The 23287-nt window shown below is 53.2% G+C and carries 25 protein-coding genes; 15 read left to right on the forward strand and 10 right to left on the reverse strand.

Features of this window, described 5'->3' with window-relative positions; genetic code table 11:
• Window positions 1-222: 222 nt before the first annotated feature.
• Entirely contained in the window at window positions 223-2571 is a 2349-nt protein-coding gene (locus AWR27_RS05110; RefSeq protein ID WP_083732981.1) for a T9SS type A sorting domain-containing protein, read from the forward strand.
• A 1-nt stretch (window position 2572) separates the two neighbouring features.
• On the opposite strand, the gene AWR27_RS05115 is transcribed toward AWR27_RS05110, so the two are convergent.
• The 3 genes from AWR27_RS05115 to AWR27_RS05125 are packed head-to-tail and all read right to left on the reverse strand — an operon-like array spanning window position 2573 to window position 8127.
• Complete coding sequence (locus tag AWR27_RS05115; RefSeq protein ID WP_077130198.1) at window positions 2573-5389, reverse strand: DUF11 domain-containing protein; 2817 nt, start codon at window positions 5387-5389, stop codon at window positions 2573-2575.
• Window positions 5390-5433: 44 nt separating this feature from the next.
• Window positions 5434-5643 (reverse strand): type II toxin-antitoxin system VapB family antitoxin, encoded by a 210-nt coding sequence (vapB, locus tag AWR27_RS05120; protein ID WP_077130199.1) that lies wholly within the window; start codon window positions 5641-5643, stop codon window positions 5434-5436.
• A gap of 57 nt (window positions 5644-5700) precedes the next feature.
• On the reverse strand, window positions 5701-8127 hold the full coding sequence (locus AWR27_RS05125; RefSeq protein WP_077133813.1) for a S9 family peptidase: 2427 nt from the start codon (window positions 8125-8127) through the stop codon (window positions 5701-5703).
• Between the two features lie 67 nt (window positions 8128-8194).
• On the opposite strand from AWR27_RS05125, the gene AWR27_RS05130 reads away from it, so the two are divergent.
• From AWR27_RS05130 to AWR27_RS05150, 5 genes are all read left to right on the forward strand, one after another.
• A complete protein-coding gene (locus AWR27_RS05130; RefSeq protein WP_077130200.1) occupies window positions 8195-8542 on the forward strand; it encodes a nucleotidyltransferase domain-containing protein in 348 nt (115 codons plus the stop codon).
• The gene (locus AWR27_RS05135) at window positions 8539-8937 is read left to right on the forward strand and encodes a HEPN domain-containing protein (RefSeq protein ID WP_077130201.1); all 399 of its coding nucleotides are present in this window, start codon (window positions 8539-8541) and stop codon (window positions 8935-8937) included. Before AWR27_RS05130 ends, AWR27_RS05135 begins: the two co-directional genes overlap by 4 nt.
• Before the next feature lie 21 nt (window positions 8938-8958).
• On the forward strand, window positions 8959-9246 hold the full coding sequence (locus AWR27_RS05140; protein ID WP_077130202.1) for a YciI family protein: 288 nt from the start codon (window positions 8959-8961) through the stop codon (window positions 9244-9246).
• A gap of 5 nt (window positions 9247-9251) precedes the next feature.
• Window positions 9252-9944: a hexitol phosphatase HxpB gene (gene hxpB / locus AWR27_RS05145; RefSeq protein WP_077130203.1), complete on the forward strand. Its 693-nt coding sequence runs from the start codon at window positions 9252-9254 to the stop codon at window positions 9942-9944.
• Between the two features lie 62 nt (window positions 9945-10006).
• On the forward strand, window positions 10007-10804 hold the full coding sequence (locus AWR27_RS05150; protein WP_077130204.1) for a PhzF family phenazine biosynthesis protein: 798 nt from the start codon (window positions 10007-10009) through the stop codon (window positions 10802-10804).
• A 17-nt stretch (window positions 10805-10821) separates the two neighbouring features.
• Here the strand turns inward: AWR27_RS05150 and AWR27_RS05155 are convergent, their stop codons facing one another.
• The gene (locus AWR27_RS05155; RefSeq protein WP_077130205.1) at window positions 10822-11235 is read right to left on the reverse strand and encodes a DoxX family protein; all 414 of its coding nucleotides are present in this window, start codon (window positions 11233-11235) and stop codon (window positions 10822-10824) included.
• 18 nt (window positions 11236-11253) lie between these two features.
• Window positions 11254-12051: a DUF4198 domain-containing protein gene (locus tag AWR27_RS05160; protein ID WP_077130206.1), complete on the reverse strand. Its 798-nt coding sequence runs from the start codon at window positions 12049-12051 to the stop codon at window positions 11254-11256.
• A 303-nt stretch (window positions 12052-12354) separates the two neighbouring features.
• Between AWR27_RS05160 and hemW the strand changes: the two genes are divergently transcribed.
• The 4 genes from hemW to AWR27_RS05180 all read left to right on the forward strand — a co-directional run bounded on the left by hemW (window position 12355) and on the right by AWR27_RS05180 (window position 15858).
• On the forward strand, window positions 12355-13476 hold the full coding sequence (gene hemW / locus AWR27_RS05165) for a radical SAM family heme chaperone HemW (RefSeq protein WP_077130207.1): 1122 nt from the start codon (window positions 12355-12357) through the stop codon (window positions 13474-13476).
• Between the two features lie 97 nt (window positions 13477-13573).
• Window positions 13574-14413: a monofunctional biosynthetic peptidoglycan transglycosylase gene (gene mtgA, locus AWR27_RS05170; protein ID WP_198045143.1), complete on the forward strand. Its 840-nt coding sequence runs from the start codon at window positions 13574-13576 to the stop codon at window positions 14411-14413.
• Window positions 14414-14447: 34 nt separating this feature from the next.
• A complete protein-coding gene (locus tag AWR27_RS05175; protein ID WP_077130208.1) occupies window positions 14448-15407 on the forward strand; it encodes a YihY/virulence factor BrkB family protein in 960 nt (319 codons plus the stop codon).
• Between the two features lie 100 nt (window positions 15408-15507).
• Window positions 15508-15858 (forward strand): DUF6970 domain-containing protein, encoded by a 351-nt coding sequence (locus tag AWR27_RS05180; RefSeq protein WP_077130209.1) that lies wholly within the window; start codon window positions 15508-15510, stop codon window positions 15856-15858.
• Between the two features lie 5 nt (window positions 15859-15863).
• On the opposite strand, the gene AWR27_RS05185 is transcribed toward AWR27_RS05180, so the two are convergent.
• On the reverse strand, window positions 15864-16217 hold the full coding sequence (locus AWR27_RS05185; protein WP_077130210.1) for a hypothetical protein: 354 nt from the start codon (window positions 16215-16217) through the stop codon (window positions 15864-15866).
• Window positions 16218-16343: 126 nt separating this feature from the next.
• On the opposite strand from AWR27_RS05185, the gene AWR27_RS05190 reads away from it, so the two are divergent.
• From AWR27_RS05190 to AWR27_RS05200, 3 genes are read left to right on the forward strand one after another with little or no spacing between them, the layout of a single operon-like run.
• The gene (locus AWR27_RS05190; RefSeq protein ID WP_077133815.1) at window positions 16344-16757 is read left to right on the forward strand and encodes an OsmC family protein; all 414 of its coding nucleotides are present in this window, start codon (window positions 16344-16346) and stop codon (window positions 16755-16757) included.
• Window positions 16754-17575: a thymidylate synthase gene (locus AWR27_RS05195; protein ID WP_077130211.1), complete on the forward strand. Its 822-nt coding sequence runs from the start codon at window positions 16754-16756 to the stop codon at window positions 17573-17575. The genes AWR27_RS05190 and AWR27_RS05195 overlap by 4 nt, the downstream gene beginning before the upstream one ends.
• Before the next feature lie 24 nt (window positions 17576-17599).
• The gene (locus tag AWR27_RS05200; protein WP_077133816.1) at window positions 17600-18166 is read left to right on the forward strand and encodes a Crp/Fnr family transcriptional regulator; all 567 of its coding nucleotides are present in this window, start codon (window positions 17600-17602) and stop codon (window positions 18164-18166) included.
• Window positions 18167-18410: 244 nt separating this feature from the next.
• On the opposite strand, the gene AWR27_RS05205 is transcribed toward AWR27_RS05200, so the two are convergent.
• Entirely contained in the window at window positions 18411-18869 is a 459-nt protein-coding gene (locus tag AWR27_RS05205) for a hypothetical protein (RefSeq protein ID WP_077130212.1), read from the reverse strand.
• Between the two features lie 106 nt (window positions 18870-18975).
• On the opposite strand from AWR27_RS05205, the gene AWR27_RS05210 reads away from it, so the two are divergent.
• Window positions 18976-19944, forward strand: coding sequence for a hypothetical protein (locus AWR27_RS05210; protein ID WP_157579146.1), 969 nt, complete (start codon window positions 18976-18978; stop codon window positions 19942-19944).
• 19 nt (window positions 19945-19963) lie between these two features.
• Here the strand turns inward: AWR27_RS05210 and AWR27_RS05215 are convergent, their stop codons facing one another.
• Both AWR27_RS05215 and AWR27_RS05220 read right to left on the reverse strand, forming a co-directional pair.
• Window positions 19964-20902 carry a DUF1684 domain-containing protein gene (locus tag AWR27_RS05215; protein WP_077130214.1) on the reverse strand — a complete coding sequence of 313 codons (939 nt, stop codon included), beginning with the start codon at window positions 20900-20902 and terminating at the stop codon, window positions 19964-19966.
• Between the two features lie 2 nt (window positions 20903-20904).
• Window positions 20905-21168, reverse strand: a complete 264-nt coding sequence (locus AWR27_RS05220; RefSeq protein WP_077130215.1) for an ACT domain-containing protein — start codon at window positions 21166-21168, stop codon at window positions 20905-20907.
• Window positions 21169-21507: 339 nt separating this feature from the next.
• Between AWR27_RS05220 and AWR27_RS05225 the strand changes: the two genes are divergently transcribed.
• Complete coding sequence (locus tag AWR27_RS05225) at window positions 21508-21942, forward strand: RrF2 family transcriptional regulator (RefSeq protein WP_077130216.1); 435 nt, start codon at window positions 21508-21510, stop codon at window positions 21940-21942.
• Between the two features lie 57 nt (window positions 21943-21999).
• Here AWR27_RS05225 and AWR27_RS05230 read toward each other — a convergent pair whose 3' ends face one another.
• A complete protein-coding gene (locus tag AWR27_RS05230; RefSeq protein ID WP_077130217.1) occupies window positions 22000-23253 on the reverse strand; it encodes a sulfate adenylyltransferase subunit 1 in 1254 nt (417 codons plus the stop codon).
• Window positions 23254-23287: the final 34 nt, after the last annotated feature.

Below are 23287 nucleotides of genomic sequence, written 5' to 3' on the forward strand. Positions count from 1 at the left end.
CTTTTTTGCGTAGATGTTCTACACGCCCCACGACCGGGGCGTTTTTATTGCGCTGACCGCTACCCAGCCTGCCACCCCGATAACAATTAAAGGCTATCGTCGTTTTGCATGGCTTTTTGCTCGGTAAACGTACCACCCACTAAATAAACGTATACCTTTTCAGTGGCTTATCACTAATTTAAAGGGCTATCTTTGCGTTCTGTTGTCCATTCTATGAAAAAAATGCTACTCGCTCTATTCCATCCCGTTCGTTGGCAGATTCGTCTATTCATAGCCACAGTTATATGCCTGACTGGCTGTTTGGTTCATACCAGTTATGCACAAGTGCCGCCAGTCATTACACTATCGGCCAGTTCGGCAACGGTTTGTGCCGGTTCCAATACGGTTCTTACGGCATCGGGCTGCCCAACAACGGCGGCTCTCCGATGGTCGACCAATCAAACCACAAACCCTGTTACGGTAACTCCAACGCAGGCAACGATTTTTTCTGCCACCTGTACCGTTACCACTACCTCGGTAGTGACAACCACGGCCATCAGCACCTCGGCAGTAAATGCGACGGCGGTCAGCACGACCTACGTTTCGAGCACAACGGCATTGGTCTCCAATTCTGCATCAGGATCGGCGTCCATCTCAATTCAGACAACTCCCGGCCTGAGCTTGTCAGTTACCGCGACACCCGCCGTATGTAATGGCACCAGCGACGGACGTATAGCCGTGGCCGTAGTGGGTGGTACGGCCCCTTTTCAGTACCAGTTTAATAGCCAGCCTTTTCAGAGCGAGAACACGCTGAGCGGGCTGAGGGCGGGTGCCTACACGGTTGTGGCCAGAGATTTGCGCGGGTGTACGGCAACGGCCAACGTCACGGTCACGCAGCCGGTGCCGTTGTCGCTGACGGCAACGCCAACCAGTTCACGCTGCGCCGGTGGCGACGATGGCACTATCGTCGCCGTGGCATCGGGTGGTAACGGCGGGCCGTTTCGGTACTCGTTAAATTTTCAAACAACCCCGCAGCCAACCGGCCTTTTTACTAATCTGAAAGCCAATACCCTTTACACCGTTGTAGCCGCCGACCAGCGCGACTGTATCGTGGCGCGGGAAGTAACTATTCCACAGCCCAATTCATATACCATTAGCCTGACGGCGCAACCGGCCAAATGTGCTGGCTCGGCAGACGGAACAGTGGCTATATCGGTGCGGGGCGGCACGGGTAATCTAATCTATCGAATCGGTAATGGCCCATTCCAGTCGGGAACGCTCTTTACCGGTTTAGCCGCCAATACCTATGAAGTGACCGTGCAGGATGCCAACGGCTGTCAGGGCCGAGAATCTATTGCGGTAGGCCAGCCAACTCCCCTGCGACTGACTGCAACGTCGACGCCTATCAACTGCTTTGGCCTGACCAGCGGAACGGCCAGCGTTACGGCATCGGGCGGCACCGGGGCCGTCACATACCGGCTTACAACGGCCCCTGCCTCGCAGACGAGTACCGTATTTACGGGCCTGGGAACGGGCGAATATACCATCGTCGGAACCGATGCCAATGGCTGCACCACACCCGTATCCGTAACGGTGGGCCGGGCCGACGTGCTCAGAGTACAGGCGGCTATGACGCCCGCTACCTGCTGCGTTTGTCCAACGGGAGCAGTCCGTCTGAGCAGCACGGGCGGCAGTGGTGCCACGCGCCAGTACCAGATTATCGGGCAACCGTATCAGGCCAATGCACAGTTTGCCGGGCTGCGACCTAATGCCTACCAACTGCGCGTAGCCGATGAAGTTGGCTGTACCGACACCGTAACCGTTCGCGTAACCGATGCGTCGGCAATGACACTCACCACCGGAACGATTAAGAATGTACTCTGCGCGGGCGGCTCCGATGGCGAAGCTGCCGTTCAGGTAGCGGGTGGCACCCGACCGTTTACGTTTTTCTGGCAGACCGAACGCAAGGATACACTCCAAACCCGAACGGCCACGCAGACAAACCTGCCTGAAGGCACCTACACGGTAAGTGTACTCGACAGCAACCGCTGCACGACCAGCACCGTATTTGTTACGCTACGGTCGCAGTTTCCGGTGCCAACAAAACCAACTGTCCAACTCTCAGGCGGGGCACTGTTAGTCGATCAAACCGTTGGTATTCAGTGGTACGTGCAGCAGGGAACGAACCCGGCCCGGCCAGTACCCAATGCCACCCGCCCCGTGCTGACGCCCTTTGAAAGCGGGCAGTATTACGTAGTGATTACGGCCAACGGCTGTTCGTCGCCCCCATCTGACCGGGTAAACTTCGTGCTTACGGCCACCCCCGAACCCGTTGCCGATTTTACGGTTCGCGTTGCGCCAAACCCGGTTTCGGGCGGCCAACTACGCGTTGAACTCGAACAGGCCCAACGGTCGGCGGTATCGCTAAATCTGCTCGATGCATCAGGACGGGTTATATGGCAACAGCAAGTACCCGCCTTTACAGGCAAAAAGCAGGCTACGTGGCCGCTGACGGGCATTTCGACCGGCACGTATTTGCTGAAGGCCGACGCCGATTCGCGCCGGGCGGTGTTGCGTGTGGTAGTCGAGTAGATTAGTACACCCGCAAACTAACCTGAGCCGTATCTTTCTCACCGGTATCGAAGCCATTGTTGGGCGTCGATGCCGGGTCGATCAGGGATGAACTCAGCACTTCGGCTTTGATGGTTGCCGGTTCCGTTGACACGGCCCGCACCCGAAACATAAAAACAGTGGTTTGGTGGGGGAAAGCCAGGGCTCTTGTATCTGTTGTGAGTTCACTACCCGTTGCGCTGAAATCGGTACTGCTGACGAAGACCAGTCCGTCGGGGAGCTGACACCGGATACGGGCACTGTTCCTGGCCATAACGCTACGCTGCCTGACCGAAACCCATACTGTAAACTCACTGTTAAGTGCAGGCGTCAACGTGCTGGGTGTCAGCATGAGTGCCAACTCACTTCTGTCAAGTACAATAGTTGGCTCGTTCGATTGAACTGTCGGCATTGTAGCCGGATTCGGCTCTGGTGAGACGAATACAGGGCCTGACGTTGCCGTTGTGCGGAAATCGGCCCAGGCAACGTATTTCTGCCCACTGTTGGTGCCAAAGTTGGGCGTTGAACTGGGGTCAGGATTGTCGCAACGGATGATCTGTGTCGCCAGCCGATAAATAGCCTCTGTTCCGGGTTTGACCGAAAAAACGTAGACTACCGCTCCAAACGCCGGAACAACCGTGGGTACGCTGATGAGCGAACCATCCGATAACTGAACATCGGCTCCGGTCGAGACAATGGTGAGTGACGAAGGTAAACGGAGTTGCCATTGAACGTTGTCAGCACTGTTACCGCTTTGATTTGACACTGTCAGCGTGACCGTAACAGGCTGACTGATAGCGGGAACGCGGTTGCTCACCTGCATCGACAGGCTCAGATCGACCGCCGGTTGCTGGCTCACCGTAATGGAAACAACATTGGATGGATTGCCGCTACAGCTATTGCCAATCAGTCGGCAAACCGCGCTGTAGGTTGTGCTTTGTGCCGGACTTACAACCAGCACGTCTCCTATAGCTCCTGTTGACCACACCACCTGCTCGAAACCGGGAAAGCAGCCCGTTGCCTGTAGTGTTACGGCCTGATTGGGAGATGTAAATCGATTGGAAGCTGAAATTACGGGCGTTCGATGACCAGTGAAGATGTATATCTGCTCCACTGCCGTGCCAGCGCAATTGCCCGTATAAGTAGCCGTCACGCTGTAAAAAATGCCCATAGCCGCAGGAGCATTCGTTACCGTTACGCTCTGTCCACTGCCGGTAAATCCGTTGGGACCGCTCCATTGATAGGTTGGCGTAAAACCAGTTTGAAGGGTCGAAACCGTTAATTGAAACGCACTGCCTGCACAAAACCCACCCGTCGAAACAGGCGTGTTATCAACAGTAAATGAACGAACCCATAGCCCCGGTGGGCCAATGGTAACGGTGGTCGTTGCCACGCCCGTGCAACCGCCGGGAAACGTGATGGTTGCGCTGTAAATACCCGACATGCTTGCTGTAGCATTCGTCAGCGTTGTACTTTGGGCTGTGCTGGTGAAGCCGTTTGGTCCACTCCACCGATAAGCCGCTCCACCAAGTGCTACTACCCGAAACGACGAGCCGGGACAGAACGTACTTATTGTACCTCCTCCGCTACCGTTAGCTTCGCCACTATAGGCGTACGCCGTTGGGTTGCCGATGGTAATGGCCTGCGTGGCAGATAATACACCCGAACACGCGCTGGTTAGCGTAGCCGTTACGCTATATACACCCGTCATGGCCGAAGTCAGGTTAGTGAATGTAGTGCTTTGAGCGGTGCTGGCAAACCCATTTGGTCCACTCCATTGGTACGTGGCCGTGGCATTGGCCGAAACAGACGCTGCCAGCCGGAAGGTGCCGCCGGGACAGAATGTACTCGTAAAGTAAGGAGTGGCTTCTACGGTCGTACTGTTGATGGTTAGTGTTGGCTGAGAGACCGAAATAGTCCGCGAGGCCGATGCCGTTCCCGAACACGCACCGGTCAGGGTAGCCGTCACGCTATATGCGCCAGCCATTGCCGGGGTCAGATTGGTCAGGGTGAAGCTTTGGGCTGCACTGGTGAATCCGTTTGGCCCGCTCCACGCATAAGCGACCGTTGTGTTGGTAGGCGTCGAGATATATCCCCGAATGTCTGCCGACGAGCCGGGGCAAAACGATGGAGTGAATGTAGACGCGTTTCCGTCTATACGATACGTATCTACAAAAATAGTTGGACTATAGTTGGAGACAGTTACGGTATCCTTAGCCGTACCGCAACCGTCTGGATAGGTGGCTTCTACAATGTATAACCCCGCCGTACCTTGTGCTACAACCGGATTTTGTTCGGTGCTGCTAAACCCGTTTGGACCAGTCCAGGTGTAGGTAGCCGCGTTGGTACTCCACGCAGCATCGGGGTAAGCCACTAATGAAAAACTGCCGGGGCCGCAAAGCTGATAGTTGGGCGACCAACTTCGATTGCCCTGGTTAAAGGAGGTTACGTAACCTTCCGGTTTGGGCGTTCCTAAGCTCACGGTTGTTGAAGCCGTAGCCGTGCCAGTGCCGCTCACCGGGCCACTAAACGACATCGTTACCGAATAAACGCCTGCTGTAGTGGCCGACGCGGGTACTTGCAGGGTGGCGTTTGAGTTGCTCGTGAAACTGTTTGGCCCCGACCAGCGAAACGAGATAGCCGTACCGCTCGGTGGCACTGAATACTGAACGTTAATTCTAAACGTCTGCCCGTTGCAAACCGGACTGTTGCTTTGCAGGCCAAACGTTGATGGGTATGATTGAGCAAAAAGAGAGGAGGCCGTGAACAGCACGGCGCACAGGGAGTAAAGCAGGCGCATAAACGGTGGGTAATCTTACCGCCAAAAATATGTAATATTGTTCATTACTGATAATCAGCGAAGTCTTCTAAATGGGCATCAAAATCGGGGCGTATCACAAACTGCCCTCTGGCACTACCAAAGACCGGGGTCTTCTTCGGAGTTGCCTGTGGTGGCGAAACCCGCGTTGTCAAAAACTCGACAAAATCAGCAACTTCAGCCTGCCTATCGGGCGGCAACGTCTGATATTTCTGATACAGTTGTACGTAGGTCATACTTCTCTAAATCAACTTATCCGAAACAAATATACGCACTTCGGGGCAGGCTGATACTCACAATCGCTCCTCAAACAGTTTCAGAATCCGTTTGTATTCGTCCATCCAACTGGTGGGCTCCACGAAGGCGTGGTCTTCCATCGGGTAGAGAGCCAGTTCCCAGTTCTCTTTTTTGAGTTCGATAAGCCGCTGCGCCAGCCGAATGGCATCCTGCGCGTGAACGTTCACGTCGACTAAGCCGTGGCAGATGAGCAGATGGCCGCGCAGCCCATCTGCAAAGAAAATTGGCGAGGAACGTCGGTAGGCCAGTGTATCGGTCTGGGGTTCGTTCAGGATGTTGGCGGTATAGGGGTGGTTGTAAGCCGCCCAGTCAGTAACGGGCCGAAGCGCAGCCCCAGCCTTGAACACATCGGATTGGGTAAACATCGCCATCAGCGTCATAAATCCGCCATACGAACCGCCGTAGATACCAATCCGCCCCGCATCGACGCCCTGCGTTTTTACGAGCCACCGGGCCGCATCGACGTGGTCGTCGAGGTCTTTGCCGCCCATGTGCCGATAGATGCCCGTTCGCCAGTCGCGCCCGTAGCCCGCCGAGGCCCGGTAATCAATATCCAATACCGTAAAACCTTTGTCGGCCAGTAGGTTATGAAACATATATTCACGAAAATACTGGCTCCACCACTTGTGTGCGTTTTGCAGATAACCGGCTCCATGTACAAAAACTACCGACTTCCCGTTGGGCTTCTCGGGTTTGTAGAGCCGGGCATAAATCGACTGCCCATCGCGGGCCGGAATGGTCACGAGCGTAGGGTCACGCCACGGATAGGCTCTAAAGGCGTCCGTCTGCGACTGCGTCAGCCGGACGGGTGCGTTTTCACCGCTCGACGGCCCACTTTTCATTTTTAACTTTTCATTATTCACTACGTACAATTCCCACGGTTGCGTACTGCTTGAATAGCGAATTGCCAGCCGGGTTTCGTCGGGCGAGAGCGTCACGTCGTTGGCTCCGGCCATTGTTGTGAGTTGGGTGCGCGGCCCGCCCGTTACAGCCATTCGGTAGGCGTGTTGCTCACCCGGATGCACCTCGTTGGTTTGCAGATAAAAATGGGTTTTGTCTTTCGAGAGCGTCACCTGCTGCACCTCAAACTTGCCGCTCGTGAGTTGCTTGCGTTCGCCCGTTACTGCGTTCACGGTATACAGATGCGAGTAACCATCGGCTTCTGACTGAAACCAGAGCGTTTGATTGTCAGCCAGAAAGCCCATGCTGCCCATGCTTACAGTAGGGCCAATGCCCGGCCCACCAATCCAGGCATCGTCGTGCTGATGATCGAGCAGCGTTAGCGTCAGGCTATCGGGGTGCAGGCGGCAAATCCAGCGGTCTTTGTTATCGAACGACCGAACCACTACCACGGCGATGTTGCCGTCTTCTGACCAGAGCGGGCCATTGACGAGCAGTTTGGTCGCGTCGGTTTTAATGGTCTGCGTTCGGGCCTTACCCGTGCTGTCTTTCGCGGCAAAGAAGTATTTATCGGCCACAATTAGTTGGCGTACTGTATCGCGCTGACGGTCGTAAACAAAAAACGGCTGCTCGGCCAGGGGCGACCCTACCTTTGTGCGACTGGGTATGTTTTCGGTGTAGCCCGACTCCGTCACGTAGTTTGGTACAACAGTTGATTTCGACGACGGCGGGGTTTTCGTGAGCCGATACGTTACGAAACGCCCATCGGGGCTAATCTGCGGACTGACCAGCGTTCGGTCGTCGGTGTGAATTTCTTTAGGTCGGCGGGGGCGGTCGGCTTTGGTGATTCGCTCGGCTTCGTCGCGTTTTTCTTTTCGTTCGCGCAGCACGTCCGACAGCCGGAGTTGGTCGGCTTTCAGTGCTTTTTCCTGGTCAGACAGTTTGGGGGCTTCTCGTTTCGAGCCGCTACGGAAGTCGGTCAACTGAGCGAGTTCGCCAGTTTGCAGATTGATACTGAACAGATTGGCTCCACGCCGGAAGGCCACGCTGCGGTCGTTTTCCCAGAAACCGGGTTCGCTCTCGGTCTCAACCGTATTTGTTAGTTGCCGTACCTGCCCCGACCGCACATCGATCACGAACAGATCGCCCTGCCGCTCAAACAGCCGTTGGGTGCGGGTGCGGTTGTAGACTATCGAAGCCACCGGCAACGCCCGCCGTTCGGCTGGACCGACTTTTGTCGGAACCGAGGGCGTCAATACACTGCGCCGACCCGACCCCGTGCGGGCGAAGGTCACTTTATACAGCGAATCGCCTTTAGCCGGGCCACCGGGCGCGTTGGCCGGATTCCAGGAGAAATACAGCGTCTGTGAATCGTCGGACCAGAAGGGGTTGGAGGGCGACGTGCCAACCCACCGTTTGGGGTCCTGCATGATGGTTTCGACGGTGAGCGGGGGGCGGGAAGCCGTTTGGGCAAGGGCCGTAACCGATAGCAACAGGAAGGGCAGACAAACGTAGCGGTTCATCAAGAAAAGCGAACTGTGAGTGAAGCCGGAAATTAGGAAGAAAAGCGCGAAAGGCGTACTTTTCGGCATGAAAACGCCCACAAAACCGGCTATCAACCCGGCTATTGAACCCATCGTGCGCGAGTTCAAAGCCGCCCTGCAAGACCTCTACGGCGACCGCCTGCGCGAGGTGGTGCTTTACGGCTCCTACGCCCGTGGCGATTACCACGACGAGTCGGACATTGATTTAATGGTGGTTTTGAATGATGAGCGTATTAATACGATTACAGAAGTATTTCGTTTGAGTGACTTGACGATGAACGTCATTTTACAGTATGGCAAAGCCATTTCACCTTTACCCGTTGAAGCCCGCAAATACGCTACTTCATTGATGCCTGTTTATCAAAATGCCCGGAAAGAAGGGTTTATTTTATGAATGATATAATTGCCAAATATTTGGAACGTGCAGAAAGTGCATTGGATGCCGCTGATGTATTGTTGGAAAACGATCAGAATCTGGCATTGGCAAATCGCTCCTATTACGCTATCTTCTATTGTATTTGCGCGCTGCTGCTGACCGAACGGATCGTAACGAAAAAGCATGAGGGCGCACGGGTGAAATTTCATGAGTTATTTGTAAAAACGGGTCGGTTCAGCAAAGACGCCGGGCGTATGCTGGAGCGTAATTTTGAAGCACGGCAGTCGGCTGATTATGACATGGAAACAGAAATAACGAAGGAACAAGCTCAACTTCTCCTTCACGATGCCCGCGCCTTTTACCAGTTAACGCTTGATTATTTTACTCAACATCCGCCCGTTGAAAACCAATAAATTGTCGCTGAAACCTGCCCCATGCACTACGTCATTCACGCTTACGATTATACCGACGCCGATGCGCTCGACCGGCGTATGACCGTTCGGCCCGCCCATCTCGAGTATGTTCGCAACCTGAAAGACAGTGGGCAGTTTTTACTCGGTGGTGCCCTGCTCGACTCTGACGGGCGCATGATCGGCTCGATGCTGGTTCTTGATCTGGATACTGATGAGCAACTACAGGAATACCTCAAAACCGACCCCTACATCGTGGAGGGTGTTTGGGAGACCATCGATGTGAAACCTTTCCGGCAAGCCACCGTCTGATTTTTATGCTCAAAGCCGCAATTTTTGACATGGACGGCCTGCTGGTCGATTCGGAACCGCACTGGCGCAGTGTTGAACGAGAGGTGTTCGGTTCGGTGGGCCTGACGCTTACCGATGAGCAGTGCAAACAAACAACTGGTATGCCCATTCCGGCAGTAGTTGAGTATTGGTATGCCCGCTTCCCGTGGAACGACACGCAGCCGGGACAAACCAAAGCCGACATCGGCGCGGCCATTACGGCTGGGGCGCATCAGCGCATTGGCGAACGAGCCGAACCCATGCCGGGAGCCATCGACCTGCTCAACTGGTTTGTTGGGCAAGGTATCGCTACGGCCATTGCATCGGCGTCCCCTATGAGTTTGATTGAGGTCGTTGTTGACCGTATGGGCATTCGTAATCAGCTCACGCTGTGGCACTCGGCCACGCTCGAAGCCCGTAACAAACCCGCGCCCGACGTGTATCTGGGTACGGCCCGTCAGTTAAGCGTTCGGCCCGACGAGTGCGTTGCTTTTGAAGATTCTGGCGCGGGCGTAACATCGGCGAAGGGGGCTGGAATGCTGACGGTTGCTGTACCTGCTGATTTTGAACGCGATGACCCGAAGTTTGCTGTTGCTGATCTGATTTTGGTGTCACTACATGATTTTTCAGCCGAAACGTTGACGCTTCTGGAAAACACAAGTCAAAAGAGTGCGGCTTAATAGCCTGTATACACCTAATTTTATTACTGCGACGATAATCGGTCGCAATTCGTGACTTTTCGATGCGTATCTACCAACTTGATGCTTTCACCGACCGCTTGTACACAGGTAACCCGGCGGCTGTGGTGCCACTAACGGAGTGGCTGTCCGACGAGCAAATGCAGCAGATTGCGGCTGAAAACAATCTGGCTGAAACCGCTTTCTTTGTGAAGACTGACAGCGACACGGATTATCATATTCGCTGGTTCACGCCCACGGTTGAGGTTGACCTTTGCGGCCATGCCACGCTGGCGACGGGGTATGTCGTTTTTTTTCTGGAAGATAAACCCGAAAAAGACGCTATCACGTTCGATTCGCGCAGTGGCCCGCTGAAAGTATGCCGGTCTGACGATGGCTGGCTAACGCTCGATTTTCCCGCAGATGTTTTTCAGAAAGCGAATGTGCAGCCGCCCGCGCTCCTCACCAGCCTGACTGAAAAGCCGGTAGCGGTTTACAAAGGCAAGACAGATTATATGCTCGTCTACGAAAGTCAGGCCCAGATCGAAGCGTTGACGCCTGACTTTCGGGAAATGGCAACGGTGCCGGCGCGGGGCGTTATCGTTACAGCACCGGGCAGCGCAGAAAGTGGTGTCGATTTTGTGTCGCGGTTTTTCGGGCCACAATCAGGCATCGACGAAGACCCTGTAACCGGCTCGGCGCATACTACACTCATACCCTATTGGGCCGAACAACTTGGCAAAACTGAGCTAACTGCCCGCCAACTCTCGAAGCGGGGCGGCTACCTTCGCTGCAGACTCAACAACGACCGCGTCGATATTTCGGGGCAGGTGCAATTGTATTTGAGCGGAGAGATTCTGTAAAGCCTATCGCGTACTTCTCACCTGCCTTCATCTATCGAAGGTTTACCAGGGCCGTTGAGCAGGAGAAAAATGCTCATCGCCAGCAGGTTAATAGACGGGAAGGTGTTCTTGTACGTGTCGGCAATGGCAATATGGCCCACGATAATTGCCAGCATAAAATTGATTGCTAAAAACAGCGCGGCCCAGCGGGTTTTCCAGCCAATTATCATCAGAACCGCCCCCAGAAACTCGGTGTAGGCCGATAGCGTGGCACTGAGTATTGGCAACGGAAACCCCAGACTTCTTAGCCAGTCGGCGTAGCCCGGTATGCCGTCGGTGGGGTGCAGTGCCGTATGACCAGCCGCATCGTAGAGCTGATAACCAAACGCCAGCCGAAGCAAAAACGGGGCGTAGGCCCGATAGCGGCCCAGCGAATTCAGAAATTCGTTCATAAGAATCGGTATAATACGTTAACGGCAACCGAATGTAAGGCTACCCCAATAACTGCGCCAGTCGGCTTGGGTGGTGTCTTCGTTTGCTACCATCCGCACGACGCTAATCATATTTTGCCCCACCCGTAGTTTGAAGCGCACCCGCCCCTGCGCGTCGGAACGTTGTCTTTCTTCGTGAAGTTTGTTTTGAGCGTCGCGGTTCCAGTAGCGCACCATCCCACCCGTCAGTGGCTCGTTCTGGAATGTCAGCCTGAACTCAGCCGTTTCGCCGGGACGTTGTCGATACGGGTTTTGTAGGGGCGTAATTTCCAGCGGCATACCGGTATTCTTGGCGAAAGTTTCGTCGGGCGTGGGGCCAACCTGCACCAGCGTTTTCACGCACCGCTGATAAAGTTCGCGGCTGGGCCGATTGGTCTGATTTTGCTGCTTTCGGGCCGCAATCACGTTATCTAACCCATCTTCCTGTAAGTACAGCAGAAAACTATCGGCTTTCATCGTCAGAAATTTGGGCGTATTGGCAAAGCTGAACAGGTGTGTGCCCGGCGTTTTCAGCACAACCGACACGTCGCCATAATGGTCGCCGGTGAGGGCAGGGGAGAGGTCGGCACTACTGGTCGCTGTGTGGTGCCTGTACTGGATAATGCGGTTCTTTTTACCTTCGGAACGCTCCCCCTGAAAGCCCTCGCCAACCAACACCTGAATGTTGATCGACTCGCCAACACGGGCAAAAAAACGGCTGGGCTGAAGCCAGAACTCATGCGCCAGTGCCGAACTAAGAACCGTAAGCAACGCAGCGGTCAACAAATTTTTTTTCATACGTTTTAATTTGTAATTAATCTAAATAAACTACATTTGTAGCGCAAAATTGATTAATGATGATCGCTGAGTTTGTGTCGACCGATTGCCTGTTGTCGATTTCTACGACGAAAACCATTCCTGCCGATAATCCATTCGCTGGTGATGTGTGCTGCGTGCTGAAAAAGTGCTGCAAGAAGTACAAAAAAGGCAAACGCTGCAAGAAGTGCCCCGATTGACGTGCGGTCTCAACAGCACTGACCTACGCAGAGAAAACTAATGATTGTATTGGAGAAAAAACCAGTCTGATGGTGTTATGGCTGTATGCATCTCTACGTTCATATCCCATTCTGCAAGCAAGCCTGCCATTATTGCGATTTTCATTTCAGCACCAATCAACGCGGAAGACCTGCGTTGCTCGATGCGCTTTGCGCCGAAATAGAGCTACAGAAAAACTACCTGCCCGGCCCGGAGCTGGAAACGATTTACTTCGGTGGAGGAACGCCCTCGCTGCTGACCCAAGGCGAATTAGAGCAGCTTTTTACGGCAATTCACGCGCATTTTACGGTATTGCCAGGGGCAGAAATTACGCTCGAAGCGAACCCCGATGACCTGACCACCGACAGGCTGCTGGCGATACGTCGTTTCGCCAATCGGTTGAGCATCGGTATTCAAACATTTGACGAAACAACATTGCGCTGGATGAATCGGGCGCATACGGCCACTGAAGCCGAAACTTGTGTGCGCCGGGCGCAGGATGCCGGTTTTGACAACCTCAGCGTTGACCTGATCTACGGCATTCCGAATCGCGATGCGTCGCGCTGGGCGTATGACCTGGCGCGGATGCTGGACCTTGGTGTGCCGCACCTGTCGGCCTACGCGCTCACTATTGAACCCGATACTGCTTTTGGCCGATGGACAAAAACCGGTAAAATGGTGCCGGCTGATGAGGGGGTGGCCGCCAGTCAGTTTGAGGAACTGACAACCGCACTGACGCAGGCCGGTTATGAGCATTACGAGATTTCTAATTTCGCCCGGCCCGGTCAGTATGCGTGGCACAACACAGCCTACTGGCAACGCAAACCCTATCTCGGCATTGGCCCAAGTGCCCATTCGTACAATGGCACGTCGCGGCAATACAACATTTCTACTAATGCACGTTATACGAGCGAGCTAACGCAGGGCCACCTACCAGCTACGGTTGAGGTGCTGAGTGTTGCCGATCAGGTAAATGAATACCTGCTGACAGGGCTGCGGACGCAATGGGGCTGTTCGCAGACCGAGCTTGATATGCTACTGGGCCGCAATTTTGCGCAGGAGCAGGCCCCTAATCTGGTTGCTATGCAACAGGCAGGCTGGCTCCGGATTCAGAACGGCTGGCTGCGGCTAACGACCGCTGGCAAACTTTTTGCCGACCGCGTGGCGGCTACGTTGTTTGTAGAGTAACGCGGCTGGAAAGCCGCTTTGTGTACGCTCGAAAACTATGGCTTTCCAGCCGCGTTACAATTTATCCGCTATTTTCGCTGAACAGAAATTCGCCGATATGAATCCGCCACGCCGAGCCAATACGTTTCGTGATATGCCGCAGCAGCAACCCCGTCCCAGAGTCGACAGTACGTCGACGCAGCGTGGACCAACACGCTCAGACATGCCCTGGCAGCGGGCGCGGGGATTCGTGCGCGAGCGGCCCCTGCTCGAACGGGTTTACTGGTTCGTTGTCAAAGCATTACTATGGTTATTTTTCGGCTCCATCGGCTATGTTGTTGTACTGAAATACGTTCCGGTCTGGGTAACGCCACTGATTGTTTCGCGCTGGATAGACACTCTTGGCACCAACGAGAGCAGCAAGGTCTATAAATCATGGCGACCTTACGATAAAATCAGCAAAGAAGCCGCGCTGGCTGTGGTAGCTTCTGAAGATCAGGCATTTCCGACGCACTGGGGCTTCGATTTTGACGAAATTCAGGATGCTATCAAAGAGAATCAACATCGCAAACGCCCGCGTGGAGCCAGTACCATTTCGCAGCAGGTCGCTAAAAATGTTTTTCTCTGGAACGGACGGAGTTACATTCGTAAAGGGTTGGAGGTATATTTCACCGTACTGATTGAGTTGATCTGGGGCAAAAAACGCATACTGGAAGTCTATCTGAATGTAGCCGAAACCGGACCCATGACGTTCGGGGTTGAAGCCGCCAGTCAACGCTATTACGGCCATGCTGCCGAAAGTCTCAGCCGCAATGAAGCTGCCCGCATTGCCGCCGTGCTGCCAAACCCCCGCCTGTTCTCGATAAAGAAACCATCGAACTATATTCAGCGACGTACCCGACAAATTGCCCGCCAAATGCGTTACTTAGGCGGACAGAAGTTTATTCGGAACCTGTAGCCTATTCCGCTACCGACACACACGCTGAAACGTCATGAATGCGCAGCCAATCAGGCAATTTTTTGTCAATCTCTGGATTTTATTAAAAGACGCTTACAACGGATTTATTGACGACCGGTGCCTGAAGCTGAGCGCGGCACTGGCTTATTACACCGTATTCTCGCTGGCCCCGTTGCTGGTGCTGGCAATGTCGCTCATCAGCTTTTTCTTCGGGCAGGAGGCCGTGCAGGGGCATGTGTTCGAGCAGATACACGGCTTAGTGGGCGATCAGGCAGCGCGACAGATTCAGGAAATGATCAAAAACGTTGAACTGTCGGGGAAAACCAACACGGCTCTGGGAATCGGCATCGTTACACTGGTGGTGGGTGCTACCACCATATTTATTGAGATTCAGGACTCTGTTAACCTGATCTGGCGGGTGAAAGCCAAGCCTAAGCGCGGCTGGCTGAAATTGCTGCAAGACCGGCTGCTGTCGTCGTCGTTGGTTATCAGCCTGGGCTTTTTACTGCTGGTGTCGCTCATTATCAACGGGTTGGTACTTGCGTTGAGCAGTTTTTTAACAAAATACATTCCGAGTATCGGCGTCCTGATTATCAGCGGTTTCAACTTTGCCTTCAGCACAGCGGTAGTGGCCGTTCTGTTCGGGACAATATTTAAAGTTCTGCCCGACGCTAAAATTGCCTGGAAAGACGTGCGCTGGGGGGCATTTTTCACCGCGCTATTGTTTATGCTGGGCCGGTATGTGATTGGATTGTATGTGGCAACGACCTCTACCAGTTCGGCGTATGGCGCGGCTGGTTCGCTGATTGTTATCCTGATCTGGATTTATTACACAGCCGCTATTTTATACTTCGGTGCTGAGTTCACGCTGGCATACGCCAACCATTTCGGCGTAAAAATTCGACCCGCCGATTATGCCGTGTACGTTGAACAGGTCGAACGTGAGCGCGAGGTGGCCGTAATTCCGACCGAGCAAAAGACGAAAGCCAAGTGATGGAGAGTGTGTTATCAACGCTCCAAAAAATCCTGAATTTTCTTGTTGCAACCTGTTTGGTGGTGAGAGGGTCTTATGCGGGAAAGATACCGATGCGATTATGAAAACGAGACTTATTTCCCTTTTCTGCTTAAGCCTGCTTCTGCTGGAATGTAGTAACAAAGAGGTGCCGACAGACACACCGACCTGCGTTCGGAATTTGATTGATCAGTATAAACAGCAGCCCGTTACAAATCCTCCTGCCCGCGTTTATCGGTATACGTATCAGGGTAGAACAGTATACTTTATTCCGCAACGATGCTGTGATATTGCCAGCCTGTTGTACGATGAATCGTGTACGTTGCGTTGTTCGCCCGATGGTGGTATCAGCGGGGGTGGTGATGGTAGATGCACCGACTTTTTCGCTACCCGGACGAATGAAGTCCTGATTTGGAAAGATACCCGGAAATGAGAAGATTAGAACAACCCCCGGCTAACCAACCGTTCTACGAAAGCCGGTTCGTTGTGCAGTATGAAAAAATATACGAGTGCAGCCAAAATTAAGTAGCTGAACGCCAGCCATTTCTTCTTCTGCTCGAACTCTGCCGGATGATGGTAATAATCGTAGATCATCGACGCCGACAGCCCCATCACCATCAGAAAGAACGAGAACACACCGAAATCTGTTCGGTACATACGCACGTCCTGCATAAATTGCGCTCCCGATACAATGTACAGCAGCCACATCGCAAAACCCGCCCGATACAGGTAAACACTGAGCCGTCGGTCGTTTTTAAGATCGAATAGATCGTCGGTGAATTTTTCGGACATGACAGTGGCGGTTTGCAGTTTGTGAGGAAAATGCCGGGGCAGTGAAAGTACGAACTATAGTCTATAAACGCAAAAAAGATGCTTGCCGATACAAAACCCGCCGGGGTTGACCCCCAATACAATACCATGCAGGTCGAGCTTGTTCGGGTCGACGATGCGTTTCATTTCGAAGCGGTCGGCACGTCGGCAATAGCCCAGCATATTGACGCCAGCACCGACATTGGCGGGCATAATGCCGGGGCGCGGCCTATGGAGATGCTGCTGATGGGACTGGCCGGCTGCTCGGCCATTGATGTAATCGTGATTTTGCAAAAACAAAAGCAGGTCATAGACGATTTTCGACTGAAAGTTGAGGGCCTGCGCGAAAAGGATGCCCACCCTGCTCCGTTCAAAAAAATTCATATCACCTACCTGCTGAAAGGCAACCTGAACCCCGACAAAGTGAAACGCGCCATTGACCTCTCGATGGACAAATACTGCTCGGCTACGGCCCAGCTACGCCCAACCGCCGACATTACGTATTCGTTTGAGTTATTATGAAACAATACCACGACCTGCTGCGCCACATTCTCGATAACGGCACCCGCAAAACCGACCGTACTGGGACGGGTACACTGAGCGTTTTTGGCTACCAGATGCGCTTCAACCTCAAAGACGGTTTCCCGCTCGTAACCACCAAAAAAGTACATACCAAATCGATTATCCACGAACTGCTGTGGTTCATTAAAGGTGAGACAAATATTAAGTATCTGAAAGACAATGGTGTAAGCATCTGGGATGAGTGGGCCGATGCTGAGGGGAATCTTGGTCCCGTTTATGGCAAACAGTGGCGAAGTTGGGCTGCTCCAGACGGGCGCGTTATCGATCAGTTGCAGGACGTACTGAATCAGCTAAAAAATACGCCCGACTCGCGCCGGATGATTGTCTCGGCCTGGAACCCCGCCGACGTGCCGAGTATGGCCTTGCCACCGTGCCATTTACTTTTCCAATTTTTTGTGGCACCCCCTGACACTTTGAAAGGAGAAACGCGCCCGCAACTTTCCTGTCAGCTTTATCAGCGCAGTGCCGACGTGTTTCTGGGCGTGCCGTTCAATATTGCCAGCTATGCCCTGCTGACGATGATGGTGGCGCAGGCATGTGGTTACGAAGCCAACGAGTTCATCTGGACAGGTGGCGATACGCACCTGTATCTGAATCATTTAGAGCAGGTCGAAACGCAACTCTCGCGAGAGCCACGCCCACTGCCCACTATGCGCCTGAACCCGGCAGTACACTCGGTGTTCGATTTCGTTTACGACGATTTCACGCTCGAAAACTACGACCCCTGGCCCGCCATCAAAGCACCGGTAGCCGTGTAGGTCAATAGTTGCATGATTACGAGCATGGACACGCTGCGACGAAGTATTGAATCGATATGCCCAATGCCCGCCGATTTTTATGATTCGTTGAGTAAGGCATTGGTTTCACAAACGCTACCCCGCCATACGCTGCTGCTTCGTGCTGGCTCGGTAGCTGATAAAATTTACTTTATCGAGCGCGGTTTAGTACGAGGGTATTGGTTAGACGAAGGCCACGAACACACCGCCTGGTTCATGAAGGAAGGCGATTTTGTGCTGTCGCCGGTCAGTTTTTACACCCAATCACCTTCTAATGAGTACATTGTTCTGCTCGAAGAAACCATTCTGCACAGCATCAGCCGCGCCCGGCTAAACGAACTGTATGACCGTTATCCTGCCTTCAACCAGATAGGCCGTGTCTTAACAGAGACCTACTATGTACAGAGTGAGCAACGTACCGGCACGTTGCGGCTGGCCGATGCTGCCAGCAAATACGCGTACTTCTTGCGGGCTTATCCGGGCCTGATTAACCGCGTTTCGCTCAAATTAGTGGCTTCATTCCTGAACATCAGTCCAGAAACCCTAAGCCGCCTGCGGGCTAAACGGCAATAGGTATGGTTTCATAAATTCCTGTTATACCAGAACCGATCCTGGTGTTCGTTGGGGCAGTGTTTAATCTGGCTACAATACGAAATTGAATCACGCGTGGCGTATGGCTGACCTGAGGGAATGCATCGGCGTATGGCTGACGCGAGGGAGACGCAAAGGGTTGCGTCTCTACGCTGGACGGTCACCTGTAGAGACGCAACCCTTTGCGTCTCCACCTGCGTCAGCCATACGCCAATGCACCGTCAAATTAATAGGGGCTGTACTTTTTCGGTGGACAAATGCTGGCCGGGCGAGGATTTAGGCGGGGTTGTACTTGATTAGGCGGCAAATAGGGCAGCTTCCAATCAGCCAGAGTGAAATAGGCTACGACTTCCCAGACCATATACGGCTTAAATGTGTAGGTGCGATACAGCACCGTATCGGGACTGGTGGGATGGCACTGCTTGTAAAACTCAAACCGCTTCTCAACATTATCAAATGAATTGCCAAAGGTAATACCCCTCCCGTGGAAGCCTTTGTAGTCACCATGTAGGGTTGTGCATTGTAACTCGCCTACCAACGTATTTATTGTGTCATCTGGTACGCTTATCCGATTCAGGAACATTCCAGTTAATAAGCGGACGGGCCAGAAAATATTGACCATCAATAGATACAGGCCGATTAAGACCAATGCCCAGGTTCGTCTTCTGAGTTTTGGGAAGCGCATAGGACTTTGTTCAAGAGTTAGGTTGATTTACATGCCAAAATTCTATCTATGAAGGGGCGTAAAAATTGACGCAGGTCATTTTATCTGCCGTCCCAAAAAAGAACTTATGATGCGAAACTGCCTGATCTGGTACACTGGCCTGCTGATTGCGTTTGCCCAACCAACGCAGGCACAACCCGACTCAACGTCCCTGACCACCCCGGTCGATTCGGTACGGTTTCGGAATCATCGCTATAACGAATTTTTTCGGGGCAACCGCGACCTATCGTATATCGCGCCCAAAGGCGAGTTGGGCGCACCCGATACGTATATCCTGAATGGCGAACTGATTGCTAATTTTTTTCTGCTGGCAACGCCAAAATCGAGGATTTCAGTTGCAGTAATGCAGCGGTTTTGGGCGCGGGTTCGCACCGAACAATCGGCCCCCGTGCGAACGCCAAGTTTTCGGCTTGGCGCACACGTTTATTACCGGCTCAGTGCCAGCACGAACCGTTATAAATACGTCGAAACGCAACTATACCATCACTCCAATGGGCAGGATGGGCCAGTGTTTCTGCCCAACGGTAGCTACAACACCGCCACCGGCGACTTCTCGACCAACTATCTACAACTCACCTATAATTGGGGAACGCATCAGCCCCATCGGCATGGCACATTTTTCAACGTCGGCTATCGGTGGCACGCACCGTTTTTCAACCACTCTGAAGGGTTGCTGGGGCAGTACGGGTTTAGTCGGGTAATGGGGCAGGCTCTGTACCGGATATTCTGCCGAACCGACAGCGATCAGCCAATACCGAGCAGCAGCACAACCGAGCGGCTGCGGGTGAGTTTGCAGGCATCGTATGCCCTGAACACGCTGGAAGGCTGGACGTTAGCGGCTGTTCGGCGACGGCTGAACGCTGAACTAACGCTGTGGTACATTCCGCCCTTTAGTCGCGATGCGGGCGTTTTTACTACCGTTGGCTACTACGGCGAAGACCCGTACAATATTTATTTTAACGACCGTTACGCCTTCGTCCGACTTGGCATTGCCGCTGGATTTACCCGCTATACGAACGAGGTGAGGAAGAAATAAACAATTGTCAGCCAAATTGTTAATGGTCGCCATACCGTTTTTCGCCCGCCCGAATGGCAACGGCTAAACGGTTTTGTTTGGGTGGCAGCGGGCAGGTGGCAAAAGCCGTAAAGGCACAGGGCGGGTTGATAGCCCGGTTAAAATCCAGCGTTACAGCGTCATCCGCAACCGGGGCATCGGTGTATAAAAACCGCCCCGAACCGTAGGTGTCGTGGGCGTTCGTTGCGTCGCCGAAGAGGATAAAAAGTTTGTCGTTGCCTTCCCGAACGGCATCTAAACGGTAGGTTTGGCCGTTGCGCTCAAACACCAGCGTACCGACCAATGGTTGTTGACTGATTTGGCCCGTTACGTCTAAAATCGGGATGGTGCGCGGCTGGGTCGGGCGTTCAAGCCGGGCTGTTACGCGCCAGCTTTCATCAACCGGAAACCGATCAATACCTGCAAACGTCTTCAATAATGGATTCTCCAAATCGCGCAAACGCACGGCATAGCGATTGCCACGTTTAATCACAAACCAGCGCAGCGAGCCATATTGTAGCGTAAGCGGTTGGCCGGGTCCGGGTTCAAAAATAGTAGTCGCTTTCAGAAGTGGCTCATTAGTAACGCGTACCATTTCGCCGGGCGATGGCTCGAACGTGACTGTGCCGTTGACTAACCGCAACACACCGAGTTGCGCCGGCGCTTTATCGGCAGGAAACGCCAGATTGTTGCCCGGATCGCTGCCCACGGTGTTCTGCCCTTCATTGAGCCAGAACAGGCCCGCCAGATTAAGCCAGCCGTTTTCACGTTTCAGCGACTCTATGCGTTGCTGATGCCACTGGTCGAGCTGCTCACGATAGGCTGGATCGTCGGTGCGGAAACCCACTAACGCCAGACAGGCAATACCCCAGAACCAGAAAAAAAGGCGGGCATACAGGTTGCTGTTTGGAGACGCGGTCTCAATGAATAGTTCGTTCATGCTCAATTGATTTGAGTAACGCTGACAATCCCCCGAATAGCGCGTAACTGCCGGTCGAGCTTCATGCGGTGCCCCTCATCAGGGATATTCACGGTTAACCGGCCATCGACCCGAACGCCGTCGGCTAAAAACGACAGGCCCACAATCCGGCAGGTGTCGTCTTGTGGAATGGCATTCGTAACGTCGTCAACAAAGCGAAGCCGGTCGAAGCCGACAACCCGGTACGTAGCGGGAGTTACCTCGTTGGCAGTGACAGAATTATTCATAAAAGATTAATTCTATTGATTTTGTAGTTTATTGTTTGGAATAAAAGAGCCAGTTGGTAAGCTGGCTCGTTGCGGTTGAGTAAGACAAAGTTGATACGCGAAAAATTTATATCCAAGAAAAAGATAAAAAATTGATTGTCAGTTAATTGTGCTATAAGCCTATCTGATTTCAGAACTAAACAGAACCGTAACGACGCAACAAACTGATAGTGAGACTATAGAGATGAAAATACATCTCCTTTTATTCTACTACTTCAATGGAATTTGTTGAATATGTATTATATTCGCCTAATCAGATTGAGTGCCGGGTTTATTTCCATGACTTAAACAGAAACTGCCATGATCTCACGGAAAGCAAAATATGCCTTTAAGGCCCTCCGGATTCTGGCCCAGCAATATGGCAAAGGGCCGGTTCTGATTGCGCAGATTGCCGAAGCCGAAGCCATACCCCAGAAGTTTCTGGAGTTGATTCTGCTCGACCTGCGTAATCATGGTATTCTACAAAGCCAGATGGGAAAAGGGGGCGGCTATCGGCTCCGCGTCGACCCGGAGCGCGTTAATCTGGCCCAGATTCTGCGCGTTATCGACGGACCGATTGCGCCTACACCCTGCGTTTCTAAAAACTTCTACGTCAAATGCGACGACTGCGCCGACGAAGAAACCTGCACCATTCGGCCCATTATGGAGCGCGTTCGCGATGCCAATCTGTCTGTCTATGAAAACGTTACGCTGAAAGATTTTGCCCGCCAGCCGCAGGTGCCGGAACACTATTAAATTTTTTAACCGCAAAGGCGCAAAGAAGATTTCCCCCGCGCCTTTGCAGTTGAAAAATCACCCCGCTTCGCCTACGAGCATCAAAGCTCCCACCGTTACGTTGCTGGTTTCATCGATCAGGATGGCCCCGCCGGTGGCGCGATTTTGCTGATACGGGTCGAAACTGATAGGCTGGGCTGTACGTAGAACTACGTTGGCGAGGTCGTTCAGTTTCAGGCTATCAACGTCCTCGGTGTGGTCGTAAGTGTCGACGTTAAGCTGGTAGGCGATTTGCCGGACCGAGCAGCGTGTGCGGGCCGTACCGACCTGCAACACGTATTTGCTGCCCACACTCAACGGCTTTGTGTCCATCCAGCACAGCATGGCCTCTATGGTCTGACTGGTAACAGGCTGGTTATCGGTACGAACAATCAGGTCGCCCCGGCTAATGTCAACGTCATCGGCCAAATGCAGAATCACCGACTGCGATGCGCCAGCTTCCTGAAGCGACTGACCCGCCAGTTCAATCCCATCGATGACCGACGTTTCGCCCGACGGCAATACGGTAATGGCATCGCCCACGCGGAAGGTGCCGCTCGTGACTTTGCCCGCGTACCCCCGGTAATCGGGCAGTTCGGCAGTTTGCGGACGAATGACGTACTGCACCGGGAAACGCCCCTGAGCCGGGTTCACATCATCAGAGATAACAATCGTTTCTAAGTAATGGAGCAAGGTCGGGCCGTCGTACCAGGGCATGTTCTTCGATTCATCGACCACGTTATCGCCGTTGAGGGCACTGATTGGAATGTATGTTACCGCGCTGACATTCAGCTTCTTTGCCAGTTCGGCATACTGAATACAGATGTCTGAAAATACATCCTGCGAATACCCCACCAAATCCATTTTGTTCACGGCCACCACAATCTGCGGAATGCCCAAGAGGCTGGCAATGAGCGAATGTCGCCGGGTTTGCTCCACCACGCCATGCCGGGCATCGATGAGCACAATGGCTAACTGACAGTTCGACGCGCCCGTAACCATGTTGCGCGTGTACTGGATATGTCCCGGCGCATCGACAATGATAAACTTACGCTTCGGCGTCTGAAAATACCGATACGCCACGTCGATGGTAATGCCCTGTTCTCGTTCCGAACGAAGCCCGTCGGTAAGCAGGGCGAGGTCAACTTCACCGTTGTCGCGGGTTTTGCTGGCGCGTTCGATGGCCTCCAACTGGTCGGCCAGAATCGATTTGGAATCGTACAGCAGCCGTCCGATGAGGGTACTTTTCCCATCATCAACGCTGCCACAGGTAATAAAACGTAGTAAGTCCATAGTTGAATGATTGAATGATTGAATGAAGGAATGA

The sequence above is a fragment of the Spirosoma montaniterrae genome (assembly GCF_001988955.1).
In the GTDB taxonomy this organism is placed as follows: Bacteria; Bacteroidota; Bacteroidia; order Cytophagales; family Spirosomataceae; genus Spirosoma; species Spirosoma montaniterrae.

Bases quoted from the DNA above. Each gene is read 5' to 3' on its own strand.
- AWR27_RS05125 (WP_077133813.1), bottom strand. From the start codon at position 8,127: ATGAACCGCTACGTTTGTCTGCCCTTCCTGTTGCTATCGGTTACGGCC.
- vapB (WP_077130199.1), bottom strand. From the start codon at position 5,643: ATGACCTACGTACAACTGTATCAGAAATATCAGACGTTGCCGCCCGAT.
- AWR27_RS05205 (WP_077130212.1), bottom strand. From the start codon at position 18,869: ATGCGCTTCCCAAAACTCAGAAGACGAACCTGGGCATTGGTCTTAATC.
- AWR27_RS05220 (WP_077130215.1), bottom strand. From the start codon at position 21,168: ATGAATAATTCTGTCACTGCCAACGAGGTAACTCCCGCTACGTACCGG.
- AWR27_RS05225 (WP_077130216.1), top strand. From the start codon at position 21,508: ATGATCTCACGGAAAGCAAAATATGCCTTTAAGGCCCTCCGGATTCTG.
- AWR27_RS05135 (WP_077130201.1), top strand. From the start codon at position 8,539: ATGAATGATATAATTGCCAAATATTTGGAACGTGCAGAAAGTGCATTG.
- mtgA (WP_198045143.1), top strand. From the start codon at position 13,574: ATGAATCCGCCACGCCGAGCCAATACGTTTCGTGATATGCCGCAGCAG.
- AWR27_RS05215 (WP_077130214.1), bottom strand. From the start codon at position 20,902: ATGAACGAACTATTCATTGAGACCGCGTCTCCAAACAGCAACCTGTAT.
- AWR27_RS05140 (WP_077130202.1), top strand. From the start codon at position 8,959: ATGCACTACGTCATTCACGCTTACGATTATACCGACGCCGATGCGCTC.
- AWR27_RS05185 (WP_077130210.1), bottom strand. From the start codon at position 16,217: ATGTCCGAAAAATTCACCGACGATCTATTCGATCTTAAAAACGACCGA.
- AWR27_RS05150 (WP_077130204.1), top strand. From the start codon at position 10,007: ATGCGTATCTACCAACTTGATGCTTTCACCGACCGCTTGTACACAGGT.
- AWR27_RS05160 (WP_077130206.1), bottom strand. From the start codon at position 12,051: ATGAAAAAAAATTTGTTGACCGCTGCGTTGCTTACGGTTCTTAGTTCG.
- AWR27_RS05130 (WP_077130200.1), top strand. From the start codon at position 8,195: ATGAAAACGCCCACAAAACCGGCTATCAACCCGGCTATTGAACCCATC.
- AWR27_RS05195 (WP_077130211.1), top strand. From the start codon at position 16,754: ATGAAACAATACCACGACCTGCTGCGCCACATTCTCGATAACGGCACC.
- AWR27_RS05115 (WP_077130198.1), bottom strand. From the start codon at position 5,389: ATGCGCCTGCTTTACTCCCTGTGCGCCGTGCTGTTCACGGCCTCCTCT.
- AWR27_RS05110 (WP_083732981.1), top strand. From the start codon at position 223: ATGCTACTCGCTCTATTCCATCCCGTTCGTTGGCAGATTCGTCTATTC.
- hxpB (WP_077130203.1), top strand. From the start codon at position 9,252: ATGCTCAAAGCCGCAATTTTTGACATGGACGGCCTGCTGGTCGATTCG.
- AWR27_RS05200 (WP_077133816.1), top strand. From the start codon at position 17,600: ATGGACACGCTGCGACGAAGTATTGAATCGATATGCCCAATGCCCGCC.
- AWR27_RS05210 (WP_157579146.1), top strand. From the start codon at position 18,976: ATGATGCGAAACTGCCTGATCTGGTACACTGGCCTGCTGATTGCGTTT.
- AWR27_RS05180 (WP_077130209.1), top strand. From the start codon at position 15,508: ATGAAAACGAGACTTATTTCCCTTTTCTGCTTAAGCCTGCTTCTGCTG.
- AWR27_RS05155 (WP_077130205.1), bottom strand. From the start codon at position 11,235: ATGAACGAATTTCTGAATTCGCTGGGCCGCTATCGGGCCTACGCCCCG.
- hemW (WP_077130207.1), top strand. From the start codon at position 12,355: ATGCATCTCTACGTTCATATCCCATTCTGCAAGCAAGCCTGCCATTAT.
- AWR27_RS05190 (WP_077133815.1), top strand. From the start codon at position 16,344: ATGCAGGTCGAGCTTGTTCGGGTCGACGATGCGTTTCATTTCGAAGCG.
- AWR27_RS05175 (WP_077130208.1), top strand. From the start codon at position 14,448: ATGAATGCGCAGCCAATCAGGCAATTTTTTGTCAATCTCTGGATTTTA.
- AWR27_RS05230 (WP_077130217.1), bottom strand. From the start codon at position 23,253: ATGGACTTACTACGTTTTATTACCTGTGGCAGCGTTGATGATGGGAAA.